Origin of the sequence: Nocardia sp. NPDC004860 (assembly GCF_040609015.1) — a bacterium.
Taxonomy (GTDB): domain Bacteria; phylum Actinomycetota; class Actinomycetes; order Mycobacteriales; family Mycobacteriaceae; genus Nocardia.
In genome coordinates this window covers 455,990-476,307 of sequence record NZ_JBEXJI010000001.1, presented here as the reverse complement: position 1 = coordinate 476,307, position 20,318 = coordinate 455,990, and the positions used below count along the sequence as shown (strand labels likewise).

General features: G+C 68.0%; 16 protein-coding genes and 1 tRNA gene. 8 read left to right on the top strand and 9 right to left on the bottom strand.

What is annotated here, in order from left to right:
* The first annotated feature begins 105 nt into the window (after positions 1-105).
* Entirely contained in the window at positions 106-1,659 is a 1,554-nt protein-coding gene (locus ABZV44_RS01930) for an acyl-CoA carboxylase subunit beta (RefSeq protein WP_354830687.1), read from the top strand.
* 75 nt (positions 1,660-1,734) lie between these two features.
* On the opposite strand, the gene ABZV44_RS01925 is transcribed toward ABZV44_RS01930, so the two are convergent.
* Entirely contained in the window at positions 1,735-2,910 is a 1,176-nt protein-coding gene (locus tag ABZV44_RS01925; protein ID WP_354830684.1) for an alkane 1-monooxygenase, read from the bottom strand.
* 254 nt (positions 2,911-3,164) lie between these two features.
* Positions 3,165-4,430 carry a lipase family protein gene (locus tag ABZV44_RS01920; protein WP_354830682.1) on the bottom strand — a complete coding sequence of 422 codons (1,266 nt, stop codon included), beginning with the start codon at positions 4,428-4,430 and terminating at the stop codon, positions 3,165-3,167.
* A 658-nt stretch (positions 4,431-5,088) separates the two neighbouring features.
* Here ABZV44_RS01920 and ABZV44_RS01915 point away from each other — a divergent pair.
* Positions 5,089-6,114 (top strand): lipase family protein, encoded by a 1,026-nt coding sequence (locus ABZV44_RS01915; RefSeq protein WP_354831606.1) that lies wholly within the window; start codon positions 5,089-5,091, stop codon positions 6,112-6,114.
* Between the two features lie 154 nt (positions 6,115-6,268).
* Here ABZV44_RS01915 and ABZV44_RS01910 read toward each other — a convergent pair.
* Positions 6,269-6,341, bottom strand: a tRNA-Arg gene (locus tag ABZV44_RS01910).
* Between the two features lie 136 nt (positions 6,342-6,477).
* The gene (locus tag ABZV44_RS01905; protein WP_354830680.1) at positions 6,478-7,947 is read right to left on the bottom strand and encodes an NAD(P)/FAD-dependent oxidoreductase; all 1,470 of its coding nucleotides are present in this window, start codon (positions 7,945-7,947) and stop codon (positions 6,478-6,480) included.
* Between the two features lie 543 nt (positions 7,948-8,490).
* Here ABZV44_RS01905 and ABZV44_RS01900 point away from each other — a divergent pair.
* Positions 8,491-10,128 (top strand): long-chain fatty acid--CoA ligase, encoded by a 1,638-nt coding sequence (locus tag ABZV44_RS01900; protein WP_354830677.1) that lies wholly within the window; start codon positions 8,491-8,493, stop codon positions 10,126-10,128.
* A gap of 69 nt (positions 10,129-10,197) precedes the next feature.
* On the opposite strand, the gene ABZV44_RS01895 is transcribed toward ABZV44_RS01900, so the two are convergent.
* Together ABZV44_RS01895 and ABZV44_RS01890 are read right to left on the bottom strand one after the other, a co-directional pair.
* Positions 10,198-10,578: a nuclear transport factor 2 family protein gene (locus ABZV44_RS01895; RefSeq protein ID WP_354830674.1), complete on the bottom strand. Its 381-nt coding sequence runs from the start codon at positions 10,576-10,578 to the stop codon at positions 10,198-10,200.
* A gap of 112 nt (positions 10,579-10,690) precedes the next feature.
* On the bottom strand, positions 10,691-11,026 hold the full coding sequence (locus ABZV44_RS01890; protein ID WP_354830672.1) for a cupin domain-containing protein: 336 nt from the start codon (positions 11,024-11,026) through the stop codon (positions 10,691-10,693).
* A 71-nt stretch (positions 11,027-11,097) separates the two neighbouring features.
* Here ABZV44_RS01890 and ABZV44_RS01885 point away from each other — a divergent pair, with 71 nt between their 5' ends.
* A complete protein-coding gene (locus tag ABZV44_RS01885; protein WP_354830671.1) occupies positions 11,098-12,033 on the top strand; it encodes a helix-turn-helix domain-containing protein in 936 nt (311 codons plus the stop codon).
* Positions 12,034-12,053: 20 nt separating this feature from the next.
* On the opposite strand, the gene ABZV44_RS01880 is transcribed toward ABZV44_RS01885, so the two are convergent.
* Positions 12,054-12,863: a class I SAM-dependent methyltransferase gene (locus ABZV44_RS01880; protein ID WP_354830668.1), complete on the bottom strand. Its 810-nt coding sequence runs from the start codon at positions 12,861-12,863 to the stop codon at positions 12,054-12,056.
* Between the two features lie 209 nt (positions 12,864-13,072).
* Between ABZV44_RS01880 and ABZV44_RS01875 the strand changes: the two genes are divergently transcribed.
* Together ABZV44_RS01875 and ABZV44_RS01870 are read left to right on the top strand one after the other, a co-directional pair.
* Complete coding sequence (locus ABZV44_RS01875; RefSeq protein WP_354830665.1) at positions 13,073-14,692, top strand: acyl-CoA synthetase; 1,620 nt, start codon at positions 13,073-13,075, stop codon at positions 14,690-14,692.
* Between the two features lie 98 nt (positions 14,693-14,790).
* Complete coding sequence (locus tag ABZV44_RS01870; protein ID WP_354830663.1) at positions 14,791-16,383, top strand: protein kinase; 1,593 nt, start codon at positions 14,791-14,793, stop codon at positions 16,381-16,383.
* 81 nt (positions 16,384-16,464) lie between these two features.
* Here the strand turns inward: ABZV44_RS01870 and ABZV44_RS01865 are convergent, their stop codons facing one another.
* Complete coding sequence (locus tag ABZV44_RS01865; protein WP_354830660.1) at positions 16,465-16,857, bottom strand: SCO5389 family protein; 393 nt, start codon at positions 16,855-16,857, stop codon at positions 16,465-16,467.
* Positions 16,858-16,914: 57 nt separating this feature from the next.
* Complete coding sequence (locus tag ABZV44_RS01860; protein WP_354830657.1) at positions 16,915-17,958, bottom strand: nitronate monooxygenase; 1,044 nt, start codon at positions 17,956-17,958, stop codon at positions 16,915-16,917.
* Positions 17,959-18,156: 198 nt separating this feature from the next.
* Between ABZV44_RS01860 and ABZV44_RS01855 the strand changes: the two genes are divergently transcribed.
* Together ABZV44_RS01855 and ABZV44_RS01850 are read left to right on the top strand one after the other, a co-directional pair.
* Positions 18,157-18,996, top strand: coding sequence for a M23 family metallopeptidase (locus ABZV44_RS01855; RefSeq protein WP_354830654.1), 840 nt, complete (start codon positions 18,157-18,159; stop codon positions 18,994-18,996).
* A gap of 59 nt (positions 18,997-19,055) precedes the next feature.
* On the top strand, positions 19,056-20,036 hold the full coding sequence (locus ABZV44_RS01850; RefSeq protein WP_354830651.1) for a helix-turn-helix transcriptional regulator: 981 nt from the start codon (positions 19,056-19,058) through the stop codon (positions 20,034-20,036).
* The last annotated feature ends 282 nt before the right edge of the window (positions 20,037-20,318 follow it).

Sequence of the window (20,318 nt, the reverse complement as noted above, 5' to 3'; positions counted from 1 at the left end):
GGGACTGTGATTCATCACGTTTATCTGCTTCAGTGACCCGTACTGTCCCGGCACCGCTTACCGTGCGCGGGGCACAACAGTTTGTTTGGGAAGGTGGCAACAAGCGTGATCGGTACGCGGGCGAAGCTCGATGAACTGGCCAAGATCCTGGAGATGGCCGCGGAACCGGCGGGTGAGGCCGGTATCGCCAAGCGGGCGTCGAAAGGCATTCCGAGCGTTCGGCAGCGGGTGGAGATGCTGGTCGACCGCGGCACGTTCATCGAGACCGGCGCACTGGCTCGCCAGCCCGGTCAACCGGACGCGCTCTACGGCGACGGGCTGGTCACCGGTCGCGGGCTGATCGGGGGGCGTCCGGTTGTGGTGATCTCCCACGATCAGACCGTGTACGGCGGGTCGGTCGGGGTCACGTCCGCCCAGAAGTTCATGCGCGCACTGAAATTCGCGTTCGACAACGCGTGCCCGGTGGTGACGATCAACGATTCGGGCGGTGCGCGGATCCAGGACGCGGTGGGTTCCATCGCCTCGTTCGGTGATATCTCCCGGGTGCTGGAGAAGCTGTCCGGCTACGTGCCGCAGGTGTCGATCATTCTCGGCAAGTGCGCCGCGGGCTCGGTGTACGGGCCGATCAATACCGACGTGCTCATCGGCACCAAGGATTCCTACATGTTCGTCACCGGGCCGGAGGTGATCAAGGCGGTCAACGGCGAGGACGTCACCGCCGAGGAGCTCGGCGGCGCGAAGGTGCAGGCCGAACGCGGCACCCTGCATCACGTGGCCGAGACCGAGCAGGAGGCCTACGAGTGGGCCCGCAACTACCTGAGCTTCATGCCGACGAGTTGCGTCGAGCAGCCGCCGATCGTGAATCCCGGCCTGGAGCCGGAGATCACGGCCAGTGACCGGGAACTCGACACGATCATTCCGGATTCCGATCGTGCCGGTTACGACATGCACGAGATCCTGCTGCGCATCTTCGACGACGGCGAGTTCCACGAGATCCGAGCCGCATTCGCGCCGAACCTGATCACCGGCTTCGCCCGCGTCGACGGCTACCCGGTCGGCGTGATCGCCAATCAGCCACTGGTGCTGGGCGGTTCCATCGACGCCGCCTGCTCGGACAAGTCGACCTACTTCATCCGGCTCTGCGACGCCTTCAACATCCCGCTCGTGTTCGTCGCCGACACCCCCGGCGTGCTGCCGGGCCTGGCGGAGGAGGCCAACGGCGTCATCATCCGCGGCGGCCGTGTCCCGCGCGCCATCATCGAGGCGACGGTGCCGATCATCAACCTGGTGGTACGCAAGTCCTACGGTGGCGCATACGGCATGATGGCCGCCCGGCAGGTCGGCGCGGACGTCAGTTTCGCCTGGCCCACAGCCCGTATCGCGGTGATCGGCGCCGAAAGCGCGGTCGACCTCCTCGGCAAGCGCCAGTTGGCCGCGATGCCGGAGGAACATCGCGCCGCGGCCCGCGAATTCATGATCAACCAGTACAACGAGACGGTCGCCACCCCCTGGGTCGCCGCCGAACGCGGCTACATCGACGCCGTCATCGAACCGTCCCGCACCCGCCTGGAAATCCGCCAGGCCCTCCGCCTGCTCCGCGACAAGAAGCCGGTCAAGCCGGAGTTCAACCCCCGCAAGCACCCGGTATACCCGATGTGACCTGCCGGCGCGAAAACCGGTGCGGGACAACAGCTGGATGGCCCTGAGCCATCCGGCCACGATGTCTCCTCGCGATCAACTCCTGTCGGTCGTCGATATTCGATGCAGGCGTACGGGTCCCACGAAGCGGCGCTTGGTTGCTGGTTTGGTGTTCACGAGTGAGAGGTCGCCGCCGTAATGGGCCAGGACGCGGCGGTCCATGACGGCACGCCACAGCGGGGGAATGGCGGCGAGCAGGATCAGGGTGGCGTAACCGGCCGGGAGCTGCGGTGCCGTTTGCGAGCTGCGCAAGGTCTGGTAGCGGCGACCGGGATTGGCGTGGTGGTCGCTGTGGCGCTGCAGGTGGAACAGGAATACGTTCGTGACCAGACGGTCGCTGTTCCAGCTGTCGCGCGGGGAGCAACGCTCGTAGTTGCCGTTGGCGCGGCGCTGGCGCAGCAGTCCGTAGTGCTCGATGTAATTCACCGTTTCCAGCAGCCCCGCACCCAGCACCGCCTGCACCATCAGAAACGGAATCACCCCGAGGCCGAAGGCCAGGATCATGGTGCCCCACAACGCGACACTCATCGACCAGGCTTGCAACAGCTGGTTGTGCCAGCTGAACCAGCGCTTTTCCTTGCGAGACAGGCGTTCTCGCTCCAAGGCCAGCGCCGAGCGGAAGCCGCCCACCGCACTGCGCGGCAGGAACTCCCACAGTGACTCGCCGAATCGGGCGCTGGCCGGATCCTCGGGCGTCGCCACCCGCACATGATGACCCCGATTGTGTTCGACGAAGAAATGCCCGTAACCCGACTGTGCCAGAGCGACCTTCGCCAGCCAGCGTTCCAGGTGTTCGGCCCGGTGCCCGAGTTCATGGGCGGCATTGATTCCGATACCCGACACGAATCCGAGCGTGACGGCCAGGCCGAGCTTGTCGGATACGCTCAGCTCGCGACTTGCCCACAGATAGCCAGCGATGAGCAGCCCGATGAGCTGTAGCGGCAGAAAGAGGTACGTACACCACCGATAGAACCGGTCTTCGGATAATGCCTCGTAGTCTTCCTCGCGGGGGTTGCTCCCGTCATCCCCCACGGAAAGATCCAGCAGTGGGATCAGTACCAGCACGAACACCGGACCGATCCACCAGAATATTGGGAGCCCGGTACGGGCTACCAATTGTGAGGGAAGTACAGCGCACGAAGGAGCGATCAACCCCAGAATCCAGAGGTATCGCTTGGGGTCGCGTGCCTTCGAGTCCTGGAAAATCGACATAGGTGCCTCTTTGATCCAACAGCGGCACTCGATCGCGAGTGCCGACGGCCGAAATCTTTTGGCTCAAACCCGTCGATTTAGACTAGTCGCTTTTCGCCGCTGCGCTAGATTAATTGCCAAAAATGGTGACTGACCGGGCAATTCGACCTCATACCCGGTGACGCACAGCGAGCTCCATGCAGGATGCCCGGCAGCCGGGATCGGTGCGAGGACCGATCCCGGCTGCCGGGCATCATCGACCGAACGTCAGCGGGTCAGGGCAGGGCCCCGCAGTTGTTGGGAGCAGGCCAGCCGGCGAGCCGATCGGTCAGCCACTGCTGCGAGTCCGCCAGCGACGGAAAGAACGCCAGCACATGGGTTCCCACCAGACCCGAAACGGTCGGAATCTGCGCGTTCGGATCCAATTCGACCGGCACGCCGCTACCGCACCAACCGGCCGCCATCTCCCGCACCGGCACGTAGGGCGCACCCTCGTCGTTCATGGCCGAGGCGGTGAGCACGGGCACCGACGGAGTGAGCGTGCCGATGCGCTGTTCGTCGAAGGCCGATTTCAGCTCGGGGTTCCGATCGATGACCGCGGTGAGCGGTTCGCCGCTGGTGGTCCATTCGGAGGTACGCGGATGGAGCTGGGCCAGGCTGGCCGGGACGGCGCATTTGCCCAGCGCGTCGCTCAGGATCGCCTTACCGGTGTCATTGAGCTCGGCGTCGAGTATCGGGCGAGTTTCCGGGTAGTCGGCGGCGATGCCATTGAGAATCCAGGCGAAAGCCGGTGCGATGGAAGGCCGTCCGTCGTTGTATCCGATGAAGTATTCGTCGTCGACCACCGGACCACCCACATAGGCGCCGCGTACATTCAGCTCCGGAGCGTAGCTCGGCTGCAGTTCGGCCGCGCCCGCGGAGGCCATACCGCCCTGCGAGTATCCGTAGAGAGCGACGGGCGTGCCGGGATTGAGGCCGGTGCCGGGCAATTGCAGTGCGGCGCGCGCCGCGTCCAGCAGCGCGTAGGCCTGTGACTTGCGGTTGAGGTAGTCGTGCACGTCGGGGGTGCCGAGGCCGTGGTAGTCGGTCACCACCACCGTCATTCCCCGGGCGAGCAGCGAATACAGTGCCAGCAGGTCGTATTCGAACGTGATGTCCGCGGGGGGCTGGTATCCCACCACCTGCGTCATCAATTTCGATGGCGCGCACTGATCACCCTGGCCCTTGGTGCCGCCCGCGTACGCGATCAGCGGGCGCTCGCCGGGGCCGGTCCACGGCACGCTCGGCTGCAGGAGCGTGCCGACGACCGCCGTCGGCGCATCGTGGGTGTCACTGCTGACGTACATCATTCGCGTCGCGGCGGCCGGAACGACGCCGGGCATTCCGGGTGCGGAGAAGGCCACCTGTGCCGGTTCGGCGCGCACGATGGCTCCCGGTGTGGGTGGTAGCGGCGGCGGCAGGTAGAAATCGTCGCCCGCCGCCGCGACAGGTTCCGCTCTGGCGAGCAGCGCCGAGTTCGTGGCGCCTCCGCCAACCATCATGAGGGTTCCTGTCAAAGCTGCGGCCAATCCAAGCAGTCGCCTCCGCACTTTATCGATCCTTCCTGCGAGTGAGGGACCCAGGGCATCTCGAATCGGGTGTTGAGGCTATACGCAGGGCTATCGGTTTTTTGTGAATCAGTGGAAGAAACGCCGAACTCACGTTGGCCCACCGCGTGTCGTTATGGGATTGCCCGCCGTGTCGGCATTGCCAATTCGGAGATGTCTATGAATGACCTGTGCGCCCCTGCGAGATTGGGAATCCTCGGGTTGCGCAGGCGCGAGGGCTCGTTGATCGGGTGGCCGGCGTCGGGTGGACCAACAGGTGAGTCCCGGTCTCGGGGATGACTGTTGGGTGATTCGTGCGTTTTGATGTGTAGCTGGAAGTTTGCCGATAGAGTCGCCTCAGAATTCGGACTGGCTTGTCTAACAACGTGAACTATTCATGGAGGTCAGACACGTGCTTGGTCGGTTTCCTGTTTTCCTTCGCAGCGGGTCGGTGAAAGTTGTGGCTGCGCTCGGTGGTGTGGTTCTCGGGTTGTCGATGACGACGACGGCTGCGGCGGATCCGATATATCCGGTACCCGATCCGGATCCGTTCTACGCTGCCCCTGCGGATCTGGCGGCACACCAGCCCGGTGATGTGCTCCGCACGCAGACAATGCCGCCGGTGGCCATATTTCCCGGCGTCACCGTTACATTGGTGCAATTCCGGTCCACCAACTCCCACGGTGAGCCGATCGCGGCGACCACCACGATCCTTACCCCGGCCGGTCACCAGCCCGACGCTCCGTTGATGTCGTATCAGCACTTCATCAACGCGCTCGGCACCAGCTGCGCGGTGTCACATCTGCTGTACTCCAACGATCCGAATCTCCTGACGACGGCATCGATTCTGAATATGGCGCTGGCGCAGGGCTGGAGCATAGCGCTGCCGGATCATCTCGGTCCGTACGTCGCGTTCGGGGCGGCACGTCTGGGTGGCCGGATCGTTCTGGACGGCGTCCGAGCGGTGAAACAGCTGCCGGCACTCGCCGCCCAGCACAGTCCGGTCGTGCTGGCCGGCTACTCCGGCGGCGGCATGGCCACCGGGGCGGCGGCTGCGCTCCAGCCGTCGTACGCGCCGGAGCTGAGACTCGCGGGTGCGGCCATCGGCGGTGCCCCGATGAACCTGCTGACGATGGTGCAGGCGCTGGGCTACGACCCGCACCCGGCCTTCGGGCTGGCCATGGCGGCGGCGATCGGCCTCGAGCGCGAATATCCGAACGAGCTGCCGATCAGCTCGTACCTCAACCAGAATGGCTTGGCCCTCCGCAATGCCATGGCCAATGACTGCACCAATCAGATCCTCGCCGAGGGCGTCGGCGGCAGCGCGCGGGCATACATGTCCGATCCCGCGGGCTTCGACGTCCGTGAAGGCCAGTCGGTGCTGGCGGAGAACAGCCTGGAACTCTTCGGCGAAGTGCCGGAAACACCGGTGTTCGAATGGCATTCACCTGACGACCCGCTGATTCCGGTCGAGGCGATCGACAACACCGACCACCGCTGGTGCGCGGCCGGCGTTCCGGTGCAGACGCTGCGCGTTCCCGCACCCGAGCATCTGTCGGGAGCGGTGCTGGGCGCCCCCGAGGTACTGGCGTGGCTCAACGGCCGGGTTCGCGGCGAGCCGGCGCCCAGCAACTGTTGACGGGGTTGCCGTGACTTCACGGCCGGCGCTTTTACCCGGTCCGGGCGGCCTGGCAGGTCGCCCGGACCGGACCGAGCTGACCGTATCGGGCGGCTCCGGCTTCCCGCCCCGGCGCGGCGGCCGGCCGAGCTCGACGCCCTGACCTGGGTAAATGTGCCCTCGGCAGGATTCGAACCTGCGACACCCGCTTTAGGAGAGCGGTGCTCTATCCCCTGAGCTACGAGGGCTGGACGTGCCGGGCGGGGGCCCGGCCGGGACGTCGGGGAGTCTACCTGGTCGGGGGGCCGGGGGCCGCATTCGTGGTCGGGGTGGTGGAGTCGGGTGATCGGCGGGTGGTGGGCGCGGCGAGCCCGGCCGGAGTCGCTAGCGGCCCGCGGGTCGGCTCTCGTCGTAGTCCGACGGTGCGAATCTGCTTGTCTTCCAGCGGAAGAGGAGGGTGGCGCCGGGCCAGTTGTTGGTGATGCGGCCGGAGGCGTTGCGGTACCAGCTGGAGCAGAAGTTCCAGGGGGTGTCCTTCAGGCGGCGCTGCAGCCAGTCGTCCCAGGACTTCTCGGCGTCGGGGCGGGGCGAGAGGACGTGGCCGGGGCGGGCGGAGAGGTAGTCGATGACCTGGCGGATGTAGCGGGCCTGGGACTCCAGCATGTAGATGATGGAGCCGGAGCCGACGTTGGTGTTCGGGCCGTACATCATGAACAGGTTGGGGAAGCCGGGGATCGACATGCCGAGGAAGGCGCGGGCGCCCTCGGGGGACCATTCGTCGGCGAGCTTGCGGCCTTGCAGGCCATAGATATTCATGGGGGCGAGGAACTCGGTGCCCTTGAAGCCGGTGCCGTAGACGATGACGTCGACGGGATGCTCGACGCCGTCGGCGGTGCGAATTCCGTTGGGCGTCACCGCTTCGATGGCGGTGGTCTCGACGGTGACATTGTCCTGGGTCAGTGCGGGGAAGTACTCGTTGGAGAACAGGCCGCGCTTGCAGCCGGCGGCGTAGTCCGGAGTCAGCTTGGCGCGCAGCGCCTCATCGGGCACCTGCTGATTGCGATGCCGGTCCGCGATGGCGATCACCGGATGCTTGATGGCGGGAATGTCGGTGAGCGCCAACGCCATCACCTCGAAGAAGGTCCAGATGGCGAATCGCTCGGCCAGCCGCGTCCCGGGCACGTACTTGAACAGCGCGTGGTGCAGCGGGGTGTACTCGGTGTCGAACTTCGGCAATACCCAGGCGGCCGAGCGCTGGAACAGCGTGAGGTGTTCGACCTTCGGCTGGATGGCCGGAATGTATTGGATGGCACTGGCTCCCGTGCCGATGCACGCCACCCGCTTGCCGGTCAGATCGACCGAGTGCTCCCACTCGGCGGAGTGGAAGGCCGCGCCGGTGAAGGTGTCGATGCCGGGGAGGTTCGGCATCGCGGGGCGGGAGAGCTGCCCGACGGCGGGGATGAGGACGTCGGCGAGGCGGGTGACGCCGTCGGCGGTGCGGACCCGCCACCGGCCGCCCTGCTCGTCGAATTCGGCGTCCACCACCTCGGCGCCGAACTCGATCTTGGCGGGCAGGTCGTGCTTCTCGGCGACGGTGCGCATGTACGCGTGGATGTCGGCCTGCTGCGAGAACCGGCGTGGCCAATCGGATTTCGGCTCGAACGACCACGAGTACAGCGGCGAGGGCACATCGCAGGCGGCGCCCGGGTAGGTGTTCTCGCGCCAGACGCCGCCGAGGTCGGCGGCCTTCTCCAGGATGGTGAAGCTGGTCAGGCCGTGGCGTTGCAGTTCCAGCGCCATGCCCAGCCCGGCGAATCCGGCACCGATGATCAGAATGGAGGGCTCTCGCTGCATACCAGCAACGGTAGGGCGTATTCCCGCTGGTCCTGCAGACATCGCCGGACAGTGAATCCGTATTTTCGGTCACGCCGGGCGGGTGAGTCCGGATTCACCCCTGGCAATCATGGGAAGGCCGCCCTCACGCGCCGCTGTCCGGGTCAGTGAGCGCCATCTGACCTGCGACGCTGTCCTCGACTGGACAGCCCGGTGTCACACTCAATATATTCACGGAAGTTCTTGCTCCAATTTACTTGTCCTGGTTAGTGATTGGCTATTCTGCGCCGCCGCAGGGGGCGTCGTCAGCAAGTCGTGACGCTGATCAGGATTGCGGAGCCGGCTGGTCGTCGTGTTGGGCGGCGGCGGGTCGGCTACGGGCTGCGGGCGGCGAGGGTGGGGTTCGCCGCCCGCAGCTCGAATATTTCGCCAGCTCACCGGCCCCGGACTGAAGTCACCATGCCGTCAGTTCGGGCCCCGGCCCGTGTATGTCCGAATCGGCTAGGCTCGCCGCAAGTGACTCAGTTCACTCTCCAGTAGGTACATGCAAGGAGCGGTTGGGAAATGTTGAGCACCATGCAGGACGAGCAGCTGTCACTCGCGACACTGCTGCGCTACGCCTCCACCTTCCAGGGCGACAGCCACGTCTCCACCTGGACCGGTGACGGCTTACGCACCCAGACCTATCGCGAGATCGGCCAGGACGCGGCCCGGCTCGCCAATGCCCTGCGTGACCTGGGTATCGGCGTCGGTGACCGGGTCGGCACGTTCATGTGGAACAACAACGAGCACATGGTCGCCTACATCGCGGTGCCCGCCATGGGCGCCGTGCTGCACGCACTGAACATCCGGCTCTTCCCCGAGCAGCTGGTGTACGTGGCCAACCACGCCGAGGATCAGGTCGTCATCGTGGACGGCTCGCTGCTGCCGATGTTCGCGCAGTACCTGCCGAACCTGAAGACGGTGCGCCACGTCATCGTCGCCAATGGCGATGCCGCCGCGCTGCAGGCCCCCGAGGGCGTCACCGTGCACTCCTACCGGGAGCTGCTCGACGCCCAGCCCGACACCTACGACTACCCGGTCGTCGACGAGCGTTCCGCCGCCGGCATGTGCTACACCTCCGGCACCACCGGCGACCCCAAGGGCGTCGTCTACTCGCACCGCTCGAACTGGCTGCACGCCATGCAGGTGATCTCGCCCAACGGCATGGGTTTCACCGCCGCCGACACCGTGCTGGCCATCGTGCCGCTGTTCCACGCCAATGCCTGGGGCATTCCGTACGCCGCGCTCATGTCGGGCGCGAATGTGCTGATGCCGGACCGTTTCCTGCAGCCCGCACCGCTGCTGGAGATGATGGCCGAGGCGAAGCCGACCTTCGCCGCCGCGGTCCCGACCATCTGGGGCGGCGTGCTGGCCGGGCTGCAGGCGCAGCCGCAGGACATCTCGCACCTGCGTACCTGTGTGGTCGGCGGCGCGGCGGTCCCGCCGTCGATGATGCGGGCCTTCGAGGAGCGGCACGGCGTGAAGCTGCTACACGCCTGGGGCATGACCGAAACCTCGCCGCTGGGTTCGGTGGCGCACCCGCCCGCCGGCGCCGAGGGCGAGGAGGCCTGGAGCTACCGCTACACCCAGGGCCGCTTCCCGGCCGGCGTGCAGGCGCGCCTGGTCGGCGATGACGGTTCGGTGCTGCCGAACGACGGAGAAGCCCTGGGCGAGTTGGAAGTTCGCGGCCCGTGGATCACCGGCGCCTACTACGCGCCGTCGGGCGGCGAGGTCGATCCCGACAAGTTCCACGACGGCTGGCTGCGCACCGGCGACGTCGGCAAGATCAGCCCCAATGGCTACCTCACCCTGGTCGACCGCTCCAAGGACGTCATCAAGTCCGGCGGCGAATGGATTTCGTCGGTGGACCTGGAGAACGCCGTCATGGGGCACCCGGCCGTGGCCGAGGCCGCCGTCATCGGTATCCCGGACGCGAAGTGGGACGAGCGCCCCCTGGTCGCCATCGTCCTGGTCGAGGGCACCGAGGCCAAACCCGAAGAGTTGCGCGACTTCCTGGCCCCCAAGTTCGCCAAGTGGCAGCTGCCCGAGCACTGGTGCTTCATCGCCGAGGTCCCCAAGACCAGTGTCGGCAAGTTCGACAAGAAGCGCCTGCGTGCCCAGCACGCCGACGGCTCGCTGACCGTCGTCACGCTGTCCTGACCCACCCGGGTGCGCCCTCGGCAGGAGGGCGCACCCGCCGGTCGGTCGAATGCGCTGTGTCGCAGCGCTTCACGCCGTCCCGAGCGGGTTCAGGACGGCGAATCGCCATTCCCCGTTCTCGAGCCGCCGGGCGATATTCGCGGTGGTGCCGGTGGGGGAGACCCGCGTGCCGTCGGGCGCGTCGATCTCCAGGGTCCAGTTGGTGACCAGCAGGGCCGCGTCACCGCCGATCAGCAGATGCTTGCTGTTGTTGGTGAGCTGTCCGCGGGCGGCGACCGTGCCGCTGATCTCCTGACGCAGGGCATCCGAGCCGGAAATGACGGCTCCGGTGGTGGTGCGCATGGTCGCGCCCGGGGCGAAGAGCGAGAGCACCCCCGCCACGTCGCCCGCGTTCAGGCGCTCCTCGAAAACCCTTGGCAGCTGGGCGGGGTCGGTGATCTGGGTGGCCATGACCTGGTCCTTTCGTGGTCGGATCGACGCTTTCCATGCTGGCCTGCGGCGGTGGCCCGGGCGAGGTCGAAAGGGGACGCGTCATGGTCGAAAGTGGACAATCCCGGTTCGGCTAGCCCTCCGGGTAGAAGACGAACAGGGTGCAGCCGGTGACCGTCGAGGGGACGTGCCAGGAACCGGCAGGAGCGTGCAGGAAGGTTCCGGCGGGGTAGTCGCGCGCGCCATCGTTGAAGACGCCCGAAACCACGTACACCTCTTCGGGACCGGGCTCATGGAAGTCGCGACCGTGCCAGGAGGCGTTCGGGTCCAGCTCGACGACATTGGCGCTCGCGCCGTTCGGTCCCGTCCAGAGGGTACGCACCCGGATGCCCGGGAAAATCTCGCGCACAGGGGATTCCGTGACGGAGGCCCAGGTATAGCCGGGCTGGGTGAGGATTTCGGAAGTCATGCCGACCACGGTGCCGTGCGCGGCATGGGCGGCACAGTGTCAGAAAAGACATTGTGGGGTACTTTTCTGCCATGCATCGCGTGACGGCTCTGGTGCGGCCGGTCCAGTCGACCTTCGAGCTCGGCTGTGCCGCAGAGGTATTCGGCACGAAACGGGAAGGTGTGCCGAACCACTACGAATTCGGGGTGTGCACCGAGACGCCGGGACTGGTGCCCACGACGGCCGGGTACTCGCTGGATGTGGCGGACGGGCTCGAGGCGCTGGCCTCCGCCGACACGGTGATAATTCCGGGCTGGACGCCGGTGGAGGCGCCGCTCTCCGACCGCGTGCGTCGCGCGCTGCTGCGGGCGCACGGCCGCGGTGCTCGAATCGTCACGATCTGCCAGGGGGTATTCGCCCTGGCGCGCACCGGATTACTGGACGGCAGGGCTGCCACCACGCACTGGGCGCGCGCCGACCGGCTGCAGGCGGAGTTTCCCCGGATTCGGGTACAGCCGGACGTCCTCTACGTCGACCACGGCGACGTCGCCACCAGCGCCGGTGCGGGCGCGGGCATCGATCTGTGCCTGCACCTGGTCCGCCGCGATCACGGTGCCGCCCACGCCGCACTGCTCGCCCGGCACATGGTGATGCCGCCGCACCGGGAAGGCGGCCAGACCCAATACGCGCCGACGCCCCCGCCCTCCGACATGCTGGACGGCCTGCTCGACTGGGTGGAGGACCGGCTCGGTTCCCCACTCTCGGTGCGCGACATGGCCGCTCACCTCAATGTCTCGCCCCGCACGCTGGCCCGCAGCTTCGACGATCGGCTCGGCACGAGCCCGGGTGCGTGGTTGCTCGCGCGCCGGGTGGCGGCGGCCCGCACGCTGCTGGAGGACACGGACCTGCCGGTGGACGCCATCGCGACTCGCGTCGGTCTCGTCTCGGCGGTGAACCTGCGCCGTCGTTTCCGTGCGCAGGTGGGGACGACTCCGGGCGCGTACCGCCGGGCCTTCCGGATCTCGTGAGCGGCCAATGTCGTTGCGGGCTAGGCGTCCTTGACCGCGGACAGGCCGTAGAGCACCGGGATGATGGGGTCGGTGGGAGGGAGTCGCCACCAGCCGGTTTCGGTCCGGATCATCTGGGGCCAGCGGGGCCACGGGAGGGTGTCGGTCTCGGTGAGGCCGGTGATGCGCAGGCCCGCCGCCAGCAGGGCGTTGATGACTTCGCCGAGGCCGTGGCGCCATTCGTAGGCGGTGGTGTCGGTGCTGAGGTCGGGGCCGTCGGTATAGGTGTGGGCGCTGTCGCGGCGCCGGGCGCCGCGGCCGGCGAGGTAATCGTCGTGCAGTACAAGCTGTCCCGGGTCGACACCCGGTGGCGGGGTGGGGCCGAGGGCATGCAGCAGCGGATGGAATTCCACCAGGTAGAGCAGGCCGCCCGGGCGCAGCAGGCCGGCGACTTCGCGCGCCCAGCGGGGCAGGTCGGGGAGATAGCAGAGCGCGCCCTTGCCGGTGTAGGCGATGTCGAAGGTGCGCTCGCCCAAAGCTTCCCGCGCGCGGTAGACGTCCGCGCAGACGTAGTCGACCGCGTCCCCGGTCAGTTCGCGGGCGTGGCGCACCGATTCGGCCGAGAAGTCCAGACCCACCGCGCGGGCCCCGCGCCGCGCGAATTCGATTGTCTCCGTGCCGAGATGGCATTGCAGGTGCACCACGTCGAGGTCGCGCACGTCGCCTAGGGCGTCCCATTCGAACGGCGCGAACCAGTAGCTGGAATCCCGGTCGCGGTAGAAGCTGCTGGCGGCGTGAATGCCCGCCCGGGCATCCCAGTTCCGCCGGTTCGCCGACAACGGATCTGTCACGGTCGCCACTATAGGCACGACCCGGACGGAGCCTGCGGCAGAGAGGTTCCGGTCGCGGCTCCGGGTCCGTACCGTTAGTTTGAGGGCAGATGCCCGCAATCTGCAGGGGTGGACGAGGAGGTCCGGGTGGAATCGACACGCGCGCAGGCCGCACGGCCGGTCACGGCGAGGAAGGTACCGCCGATCACGCGGGCCGGGGGTGGCCGCGCATGACGCTCGGGCTGATCAGGTCGGTGGGCGAGCGGGCCTACCTGGAGGCGGAATCGGCGCGGCTGGTGCTGGAGGCCGGGCTGGCCCGGCTGGAATCACCGGCGGTGCTGCTGTCGGCGGCCACGGCCATGCTGCGCTACGGCACGCTGGCGGCCGGGCTGCGCCTGTCGGCGGCCCGGTACGGCGGTCGGGTCGCGGTCATCGACGAGCTGGGCGAGCTGACCTTCGCCGAACTGGAGGACCGGTCGAATCGGCTGGCCAACGCCTGGCGTGAGCGCGGCCTGAAACCCCATGAGGGCGTGGCGATCCTGGCCCGCAATCACCGTGGCCTGCTGGACGCGGTCTTCGCGGCCGCCAAGTGCGGGGCCCGCATCATCCTGCTCAATACCGATTTCGCGGGCCCGCAGATTCGTGATGTCGCCGCCCGCGAGGGCACCGACCTGCTCGTCTACGACGACGAGTACGCGCCCATGCTCGACGAGGTGAGCCCGCGGCGCGGCAGCTACCGGGCCTGGACCGAGCAGCCACGCGAGGACAGCCTCGGATTCCTCATCGAGACCGGCTCGCCCGACGCGCCGCCCGCGCCCGGCGCCGAGCCCAAGATCATCCTGCTGACCAGCGGCACCACCGGCACCCCCAAGGGCGCGCCGCGCACCGAGCCGAAATCCCTGCTGTCGCTGGGCGGTCTGCTGTCCAAGGTCCCGTTCCGGGTGAACGAGGTGACCGAGTGCTGCGCCCCCATGTTCCACACGCTCGGATTCGCCTGCGCCATGCTGACTCTCGGCTTCGGGTCCACCCTGGTGATCCGCCGCCGGTTCGACCCGCAGGCCGCCATCGACTCCATGGCGCGGCACCGGGCGACCACGGCGATCGTCGTCCCGGTCATGCTGGCCCGCATGATCGACCTGGGCGGCCGCGCGCTCACCGGGCACGATCTGTCGGCGCTGCGCATTATTTTCGTCGCGGGCTCCCAGCTGGGCGCGCACCTGTGCCGGGAGGTGACGGCGGCCTTCGGGCCGGTCGTCTACAACCTGTACGGCTCGACGGAGGTCGCCTACGCCACCATCGCCACGCCCGAGGACCTGGCCGCGGAGCCCGGTTGTGTGGGCCGGCCGGTGCTGGGTGCGCGGGTGGAGATCCTCGACGATCGGGGCCGCCGGGTGCCGGCCGGGGCCACCGGCCGCATCTTCGTCGGGAACACCATTCAGTTCGAGGGATACACCGGCGGCGGCCACAAGGAGGTCATCCGCGGCCTGATGTCCTCCGGCGATGTCGGCCACTTCGACAGCGCGGGCCGGCTTTTCATCGACGGCCGCGATGACGACATGATCGTCTCCGGTGGTGAGAACGTCTTCCCGGTGGAGGTCGAGGAACTGCTCTACACCCATCCGTCGGTGCGGGAGGCGGCCGTCCTCGGCGTCCCCGACGAGCAATTCGGTGCGCGCCTCGAGGCTTTCGTGGTCGTCCACGACGGCCACCAGCTCAGCGAGCTCGAGATCAAGGACTTCGTGAAGGCCAATCTGGCCCGCTACAAGGTCCCCCGCGAGGTGGTCTTCCTGGCCGAACTACCCCGCAACCCCACCGGCAAGGTGCTCAAGCGCAGGCTCCAGGAGGCCTGAGCCGACAGCGATTCGGGGGATTCGGAACCGTGTGATTCCCCGCCCGGGGTCGTATGCTGGGCACCTCGCAGTACGCGGCAGAGCATGGGGGAGGACAGGTGCCGGGGGCAGGCGATCTCGGCCACTATCGACTCGTCGAACTGATCGGGCGGGGCGGCATGGGCCAGGTGTGGCTGGCCGAGGACACGCACCTCGAACGGGAAGTCGCGCTGAAGCTGCTCCCCGTCGAGCTCGCCAGCGACCAGGACTACCGGCGGCGGTTCGAACGCGAGGCCCGGCTGGCCGCACGACTGCGCGGACCGCATGTGGTGCCCATCCACGCCTTTGGCGAACTCGACGGCCGCCTGTACATCGACATGGAGCTGATCGAAGGCTCCGATCTGAGCAAGACCCTGCGCGAGGTGGGCTCGCTCCCGCCCGACCGCGCGGTCGACCTCATCACCCAGATCGCGGAAGCCCTCGACATCGCGCACCGGGCGGGCCTGGTGCACCGGGATGTGAAGCCCTCCAACGTCCTCACCCTCCCCAGCGGCTTCGCCTACCTCATCGACTTCGGCATCGCCCGGGGAGTCGGCCAGGCCACCATCACCAGTACCGGTGTGGCAGTGGGTACCTGGGCCTATATGGCTCCCGAGCGCTACTCCGGCGCCGAAGACCTCCGCTCCGACGTGTACTCGCTGGCCTGCCTGCTCTACGAAACCCTGGTCGGCGCCAAGCCTTTCACCCAGGCAGATCCCGTCCAGCAGATGGCCGCCCACCTCACCACCGACCCGCCCCGCGCCAGTGACCACAACTCGCTGATCCCCGCCGCCCTCGACGCCGTCATCGCGCGCGGCCTGGCCAAGGACCCGGACCACCGCTTCCAGAGCGCCGGAGCCCTGGCGGCGGCCGCCCGCGCCGCTCTGGATTCCCGGCCCGCCCCGCGCACCGGCCCGGCCCCGCCGACTGCCAAATGGGATAGCCCGGAACCGTTTCCGAGCTATGGCGCGGCGGGCGGGCGGCAGTATCCGACGCCGCCCGGGGCTTCCACATCCTCGCCCCGCAACCGCATCCCGACCGTGCTCACACCTCCACCGGGTGGGTTGGCCGCGGGCGCGACCCCGTACAGCGGAATCCCAGGCGGTGCGATGCCGCCACCGCCCGGCCGGTCGGGGAACGGAACGGCCGGAGCCGGCTATCCGTCGCAACCCCGAGACCGCGCACCGACTCCGGGCGGTTCCGGTGACCTGGTCTGGGGCGCGACGACGCCGCCCGGCGGTATGCCGGGATCGATGGCCGGGCCGGTCTCCGAACGTGTGCCTCGACCCCATTCTGGACAGCCGCCGGTCGTCTCCGCCGGAATGTCCTGGAGCGCAACGGCTCATCCGGGAGTCGTCGCGCGATTGCCCGGTGACGGCATGCCGGCCTACGGCGCGGCAATGGGGAGTCACGCCGTAGGCGCGGGGAATTCGGTACGGCCTGTACGGATCAGCGCCGGCCGGGTGTTGTGGTGGATCCTGTTGGTGTTGCTCATCGCGTTCTTCGGGCTCTTCACGGCGGCCGGTATCGACGTGCTGGTCACCGAGACCAAGGGCGGTGTGACGGATTTCGTCGCGACCATCGTCGCGCTGGTGGTATTCGTCGCACCGCTGGCGGTGTTCGTGTGGCTGGGGTGGCGTGAGGTCAAGAGGTTTCGTTCGCGCCGCCGCTGAAACCGGATCGCGGGTGTGCCGGGTGCGCACACGGATCGGCGCGGCCGGGTTGGCCGGTCGCGCCGAATCAGGGTGGTGCGCTCAGCAGTTGCGGAGTTCCGGGCTCTGGTTGAGCAGCTGGGCGCGGGTGGAGATGAAGGTGGTGTAGGTGTCGCCGCCGACCGAGGTGAGTGGGAAGGCCGCCACCCGGTGACAGTTCTGGAAGGCGAGCTTGATGCCGAAGTGGCGTTCCAGGCCGCCGCGGATGGCGTCGGAGGCCATGGCGCGCAACAGCTGGCCGCGGGCGGTCTCGTCCGGCGGGGGAATGGTGTTGTCGGCGTATTCCGCCGTGCCGGAACGCAGATCGGCGGCTACCCGGCTGACGACCTCGTAGGCGTAGGGCAGCGAATTACGGACGCATTCGACGAACTCTGCGTCGCTGACTTCACCGCGTTCGGCGCGCTCGAGTAGTGCGGTAGGTACGTCGAGTGACATATCGCTCTCCTCATGGGATGGCGGAAGGTGTCAGCCGATTGTAGATGAAAAACGTTGTCAATAACTCTGAATTCGCAGCGAAAGTACCCGTTCCAGAGCATTTTTCGCATCCACCGACAGTGTGCGCACCAGCTCGCCCGCCGGTAGCTCGGGCGTCAGCGAATGTGCCTGACCGGCCCAGAGATTCACCTCGTCGGCATTGCCGGCCGCCCGCGCGGCCGCCCGCAAAGGTCCAGTGGCGTAATGGATCTCGGGGTAGGCGACCGGAGCGTCGGGATGTTCCACCATGAACCGGTTGCGCAGCCCGCGCGCCCGCCGCCCGGTGAAGGCGCGGGTCAGCATGGTCGGTGTCGGCTCGGCGATGGCGTCCCGGGCGACCGGCGCGGTCCCGGCCTCGGGGCAGCGCAGGAACGCGGTGCCGAGCTGCGCCGCCGCCGCGCCCGCGCACAGCACCCCCGCGACCGCCGCCCCGGTCGCGATGCCGCCCGCCGCCACGATCGGTGTGTCCACCGCGGCGCGCAGCAGTTGCAGCAGGGCCAGCAGCCCCAGCGGGTCGGTGAGGTCGTCGGCCGGATCGTCGACGAAGACGCCGCGGTGCCCGCCCGCCTCCGCGCCCTGTGCGATCAGCACGTCCGCGCCCGCGGCGACCGCTTGCCGGGCCTCGGCCACGGTCGTGACCGTCACCCACACCTCGGACCCGGCCGTGTGCAGGCGCGCGATCTCCCCGGCGGTCGGGCAGCCGAAGGTGGTGGACACCACCGGCACCGGATCGGCGATCAGCAGGTCCAGCTTGGCGGCCCAGCCGTCGCTGTCGTAGCGGGCCTCGCCGAGCGGGAACTCGGCCGCCAGCGTCCTTATATATGTATCGAACCGGTCGGTCGGACTCGGTTCGGAGGGATAGAACAGATTGACCCCGAACGCTCCGGAGGTCAGCGCCCGCGTGGCCTTGATCCGGTCGGCCAATTCGCTCGCGGGCAGGTATCCGGCGGCCACGAAGCCCAGCCCGCCGGCCTCGGTCACGGCGGCGGCCAGTTCGGGGGTGGACGGTCCGCCCGCCATGGGGGCAAGAACGATCGGCGTATCCAACTCGTCGAGAACCATCTCGCCAGTGTGCGCCTTCGGTTACGGTTTGTGACCGAGGGTTCGAGTACTCGACCTGGCGTTATCGCACAAAAGGTTGCGAATTGGTCACGAGCGAGTACAGTTTCCGTCACAGCGATGCCGAATCGTTACCGGACCCACCGAACGCTAGGACTTGCAGTGCCGCACCATCGAACGACCGCGAACTCTGTCACAGTCATGGAACTACTCGGTGATTCCGGTGTGGGCAGCACTGTCACCTTGTCGCGCCGACGCCACCGGGCCGAACCCTCCACCGCCGAGCGCGTGAAGACCGCCGCGGGTGTGGCCGTCGCCGCCGGCGCCCTGATCGGCACCGGAACCCAGCTGGTCCCGGCCCTGGCGCACGCCGCGCCGCTGCTACCCACGCACGACGAGAAGCCCGCCACCATCGGCGAGGACGTCGCCCCGGTCGAACAGGCCGACCTCGATCTGAAGCAGGCCAGGGACTCCGCCCCCGCGGCGCAGACCCCGCAGGCTCAGCCGATCGCGGCCACCACGCCCGACCCGGCCCCGTTCGGCTTGCAGAACCTGCCGCCGGAGATCTCCGCGCCGCTGCAGCAGGCCGAGCAGACCCTCAAGAACCTCCAGCAGCAGCTGAACCCGGGCCCGAACGTGGTCAAGCCGGTCGACGGCCAGCTCACCTCCGGCTTCGGCATGCGCTGGGGCGCAATGCATTACGGCATCGACTTCGCCGACCCGATCGGCACGCCGATCCGCTCGGTCATGGGCGGCGAGGTCATCTCCGCCGGCCCCGCCGCGGGCTTCGGCCTCTGGGTGCGCGTCAAGCAGGACGACGGCACCACCGCGGTCTACGGCCACGTCAACGACATGTACGTGACCGTCGGCCAGCGGGTGAACGCCGGCGATGTCATCGCCTCCGTGGGAAACCGCGGAAACTCCACAGGTCCCCATCTGCACCTCGAGATCTGGGACGCCGCCGACAACAAGATGGATCCGCTGCCATGGCTAGCCAGCAAGGGCGTTCTCATGCAGCAGCAGTGGGGACCGGACCAGTAGACCGTTCACCGCTGCCCTCGACCGGACGCTTTCCGGACCGGCGCCCGCCAGTGGGTGCGGTGACGACACTGGACGAACTCTTCGACCCGGCCTCCGTGCCCGGCCGCTCCTACGCGGTGCTCGTGCAGCACCCGCGCTCGACCGTGCTCGAGGTGGCCGAGCGGCTGGCCATCCCGCCGCGCGTGGCCGAGGCCGCGCTGGAGGCGCTGTGCCAGCTCGAGGCCGCGGTGCGCCTCACCGACGGCAAGGGCGTGGTGCGGTTCGACGCGCATGCGCCGGAAGCCTTGTCGGAGGCCGAGACTCGCCGGCGCAATCAGGACATGCTGCGCATGCAGTCGGCCGCCGCACGCCTGGGCGAGACCTTCCGCTCGGTGCGCCGCACCACCGATGCCGACGGCGCGGTGGTGGCGGTCTATGAACGCCGCCAGCTGCTGGCCGATTTCGAGGACCTGCAGCACACCGCGCACGCCTGCGTGAAGGTGGTGGAGCGCGGCCCGTTCCTCTCCGACGTGGAGACCGAGGAGCGGATGTTCGAGCTGAAGTCCTCGCGTATCACCGCGGGCATCGCCTACCGCACCCTGTACCAGGAGACCATCTACCAGGACCCGGAGCGGCTGCGCCACGTCCTGTCCACCAATGCGATTGGGGCGCAAGCGCGTACGCTGCCCGACCCGCCCATGAAGCTGATCGTCGCTGACGATCGGCGCGCGGTGCTGGTGCTGCACACCGACGAGCGCCGCGGCGACCCCATGGGCGTGCGCGTCGGCCCGTCGCCCACGCTGGACCTGCTGGTCAAGACCTTCGACTCGCTGTGGCTGATGGCCACGCCGATCTCGGTGAACCCGGCCGAAGCCCTCGACGAGCGCGACAAGGCCATCCTGACGCTGATGAGCATGGGCGCCACCGACGACACCATCGCCCGCCGGCTCGGCCTCTCGCGCCGAACGGTGGTGCGCCGCACCGCGAGTCTGCTCGAGCGCCTGGGCGCCAGCACGCGGTTCCAGGCCGGCGTGCAGGCGACACGCCGCGGCTGGCTCTGAACCGCTGTGGCGCAAGTCACTTCATAGCAACAATCATTGCTGCTCAGCGATAGTCACTGTGCTCGGGCCGCTCGAGGCCGCTCGCGAGCATCGATATGATTGTTTGATCCGCTCACCCGTTGGCGATCCATAGGGAACAAGACGCCATTTTTCGTGGGTCGGGCCGAGTGTCTTCGGCCTGCGGAAAAGATGAACCCGAGAGGTGAATGCACGCGAATGGATACTGCCCGCCGTACAGCTCGCGGTAATCGTCGGCGTCGGTCCGGCAGCCCACTCTTCGGG

Bases quoted from the DNA above. Each gene is read 5' to 3' on its own strand.
- ABZV44_RS01860 (WP_354830657.1), bottom strand. From the start codon at position 17,958: ATGGTTCTCGACGAGTTGGATACGCCGATCGTTCTTGCCCCCATGGCG.
- ABZV44_RS01905 (WP_354830680.1), bottom strand. From the start codon at position 7,947: ATGCAGCGAGAGCCCTCCATTCTGATCATCGGTGCCGGATTCGCCGGG.
- ABZV44_RS01900 (WP_354830677.1), top strand. From the start codon at position 8,491: ATGTTGAGCACCATGCAGGACGAGCAGCTGTCACTCGCGACACTGCTG.
- ABZV44_RS01890 (WP_354830672.1), bottom strand. From the start codon at position 11,026: ATGACTTCCGAAATCCTCACCCAGCCCGGCTATACCTGGGCCTCCGTC.
- ABZV44_RS01895 (WP_354830674.1), bottom strand. From the start codon at position 10,578: ATGGCCACCCAGATCACCGACCCCGCCCAGCTGCCAAGGGTTTTCGAG.
- ABZV44_RS01925 (WP_354830684.1), bottom strand. From the start codon at position 2,910: ATGTCGATTTTCCAGGACTCGAAGGCACGCGACCCCAAGCGATACCTC.
- ABZV44_RS01875 (WP_354830665.1), top strand. From the start codon at position 13,073: ATGACGCTCGGGCTGATCAGGTCGGTGGGCGAGCGGGCCTACCTGGAG.
- ABZV44_RS01885 (WP_354830671.1), top strand. From the start codon at position 11,098: ATGCATCGCGTGACGGCTCTGGTGCGGCCGGTCCAGTCGACCTTCGAG.
- ABZV44_RS01865 (WP_354830660.1), bottom strand. From the start codon at position 16,857: ATGTCACTCGACGTACCTACCGCACTACTCGAGCGCGCCGAACGCGGT.
- ABZV44_RS01855 (WP_354830654.1), top strand. From the start codon at position 18,157: ATGGAACTACTCGGTGATTCCGGTGTGGGCAGCACTGTCACCTTGTCG.
- ABZV44_RS01915 (WP_354831606.1), top strand. From the start codon at position 5,089: ATGCCGCCGGTGGCCATATTTCCCGGCGTCACCGTTACATTGGTGCAA.
- ABZV44_RS01920 (WP_354830682.1), bottom strand. From the start codon at position 4,430: ATGATGGTTGGCGGAGGCGCCACGAACTCGGCGCTGCTCGCCAGAGCG.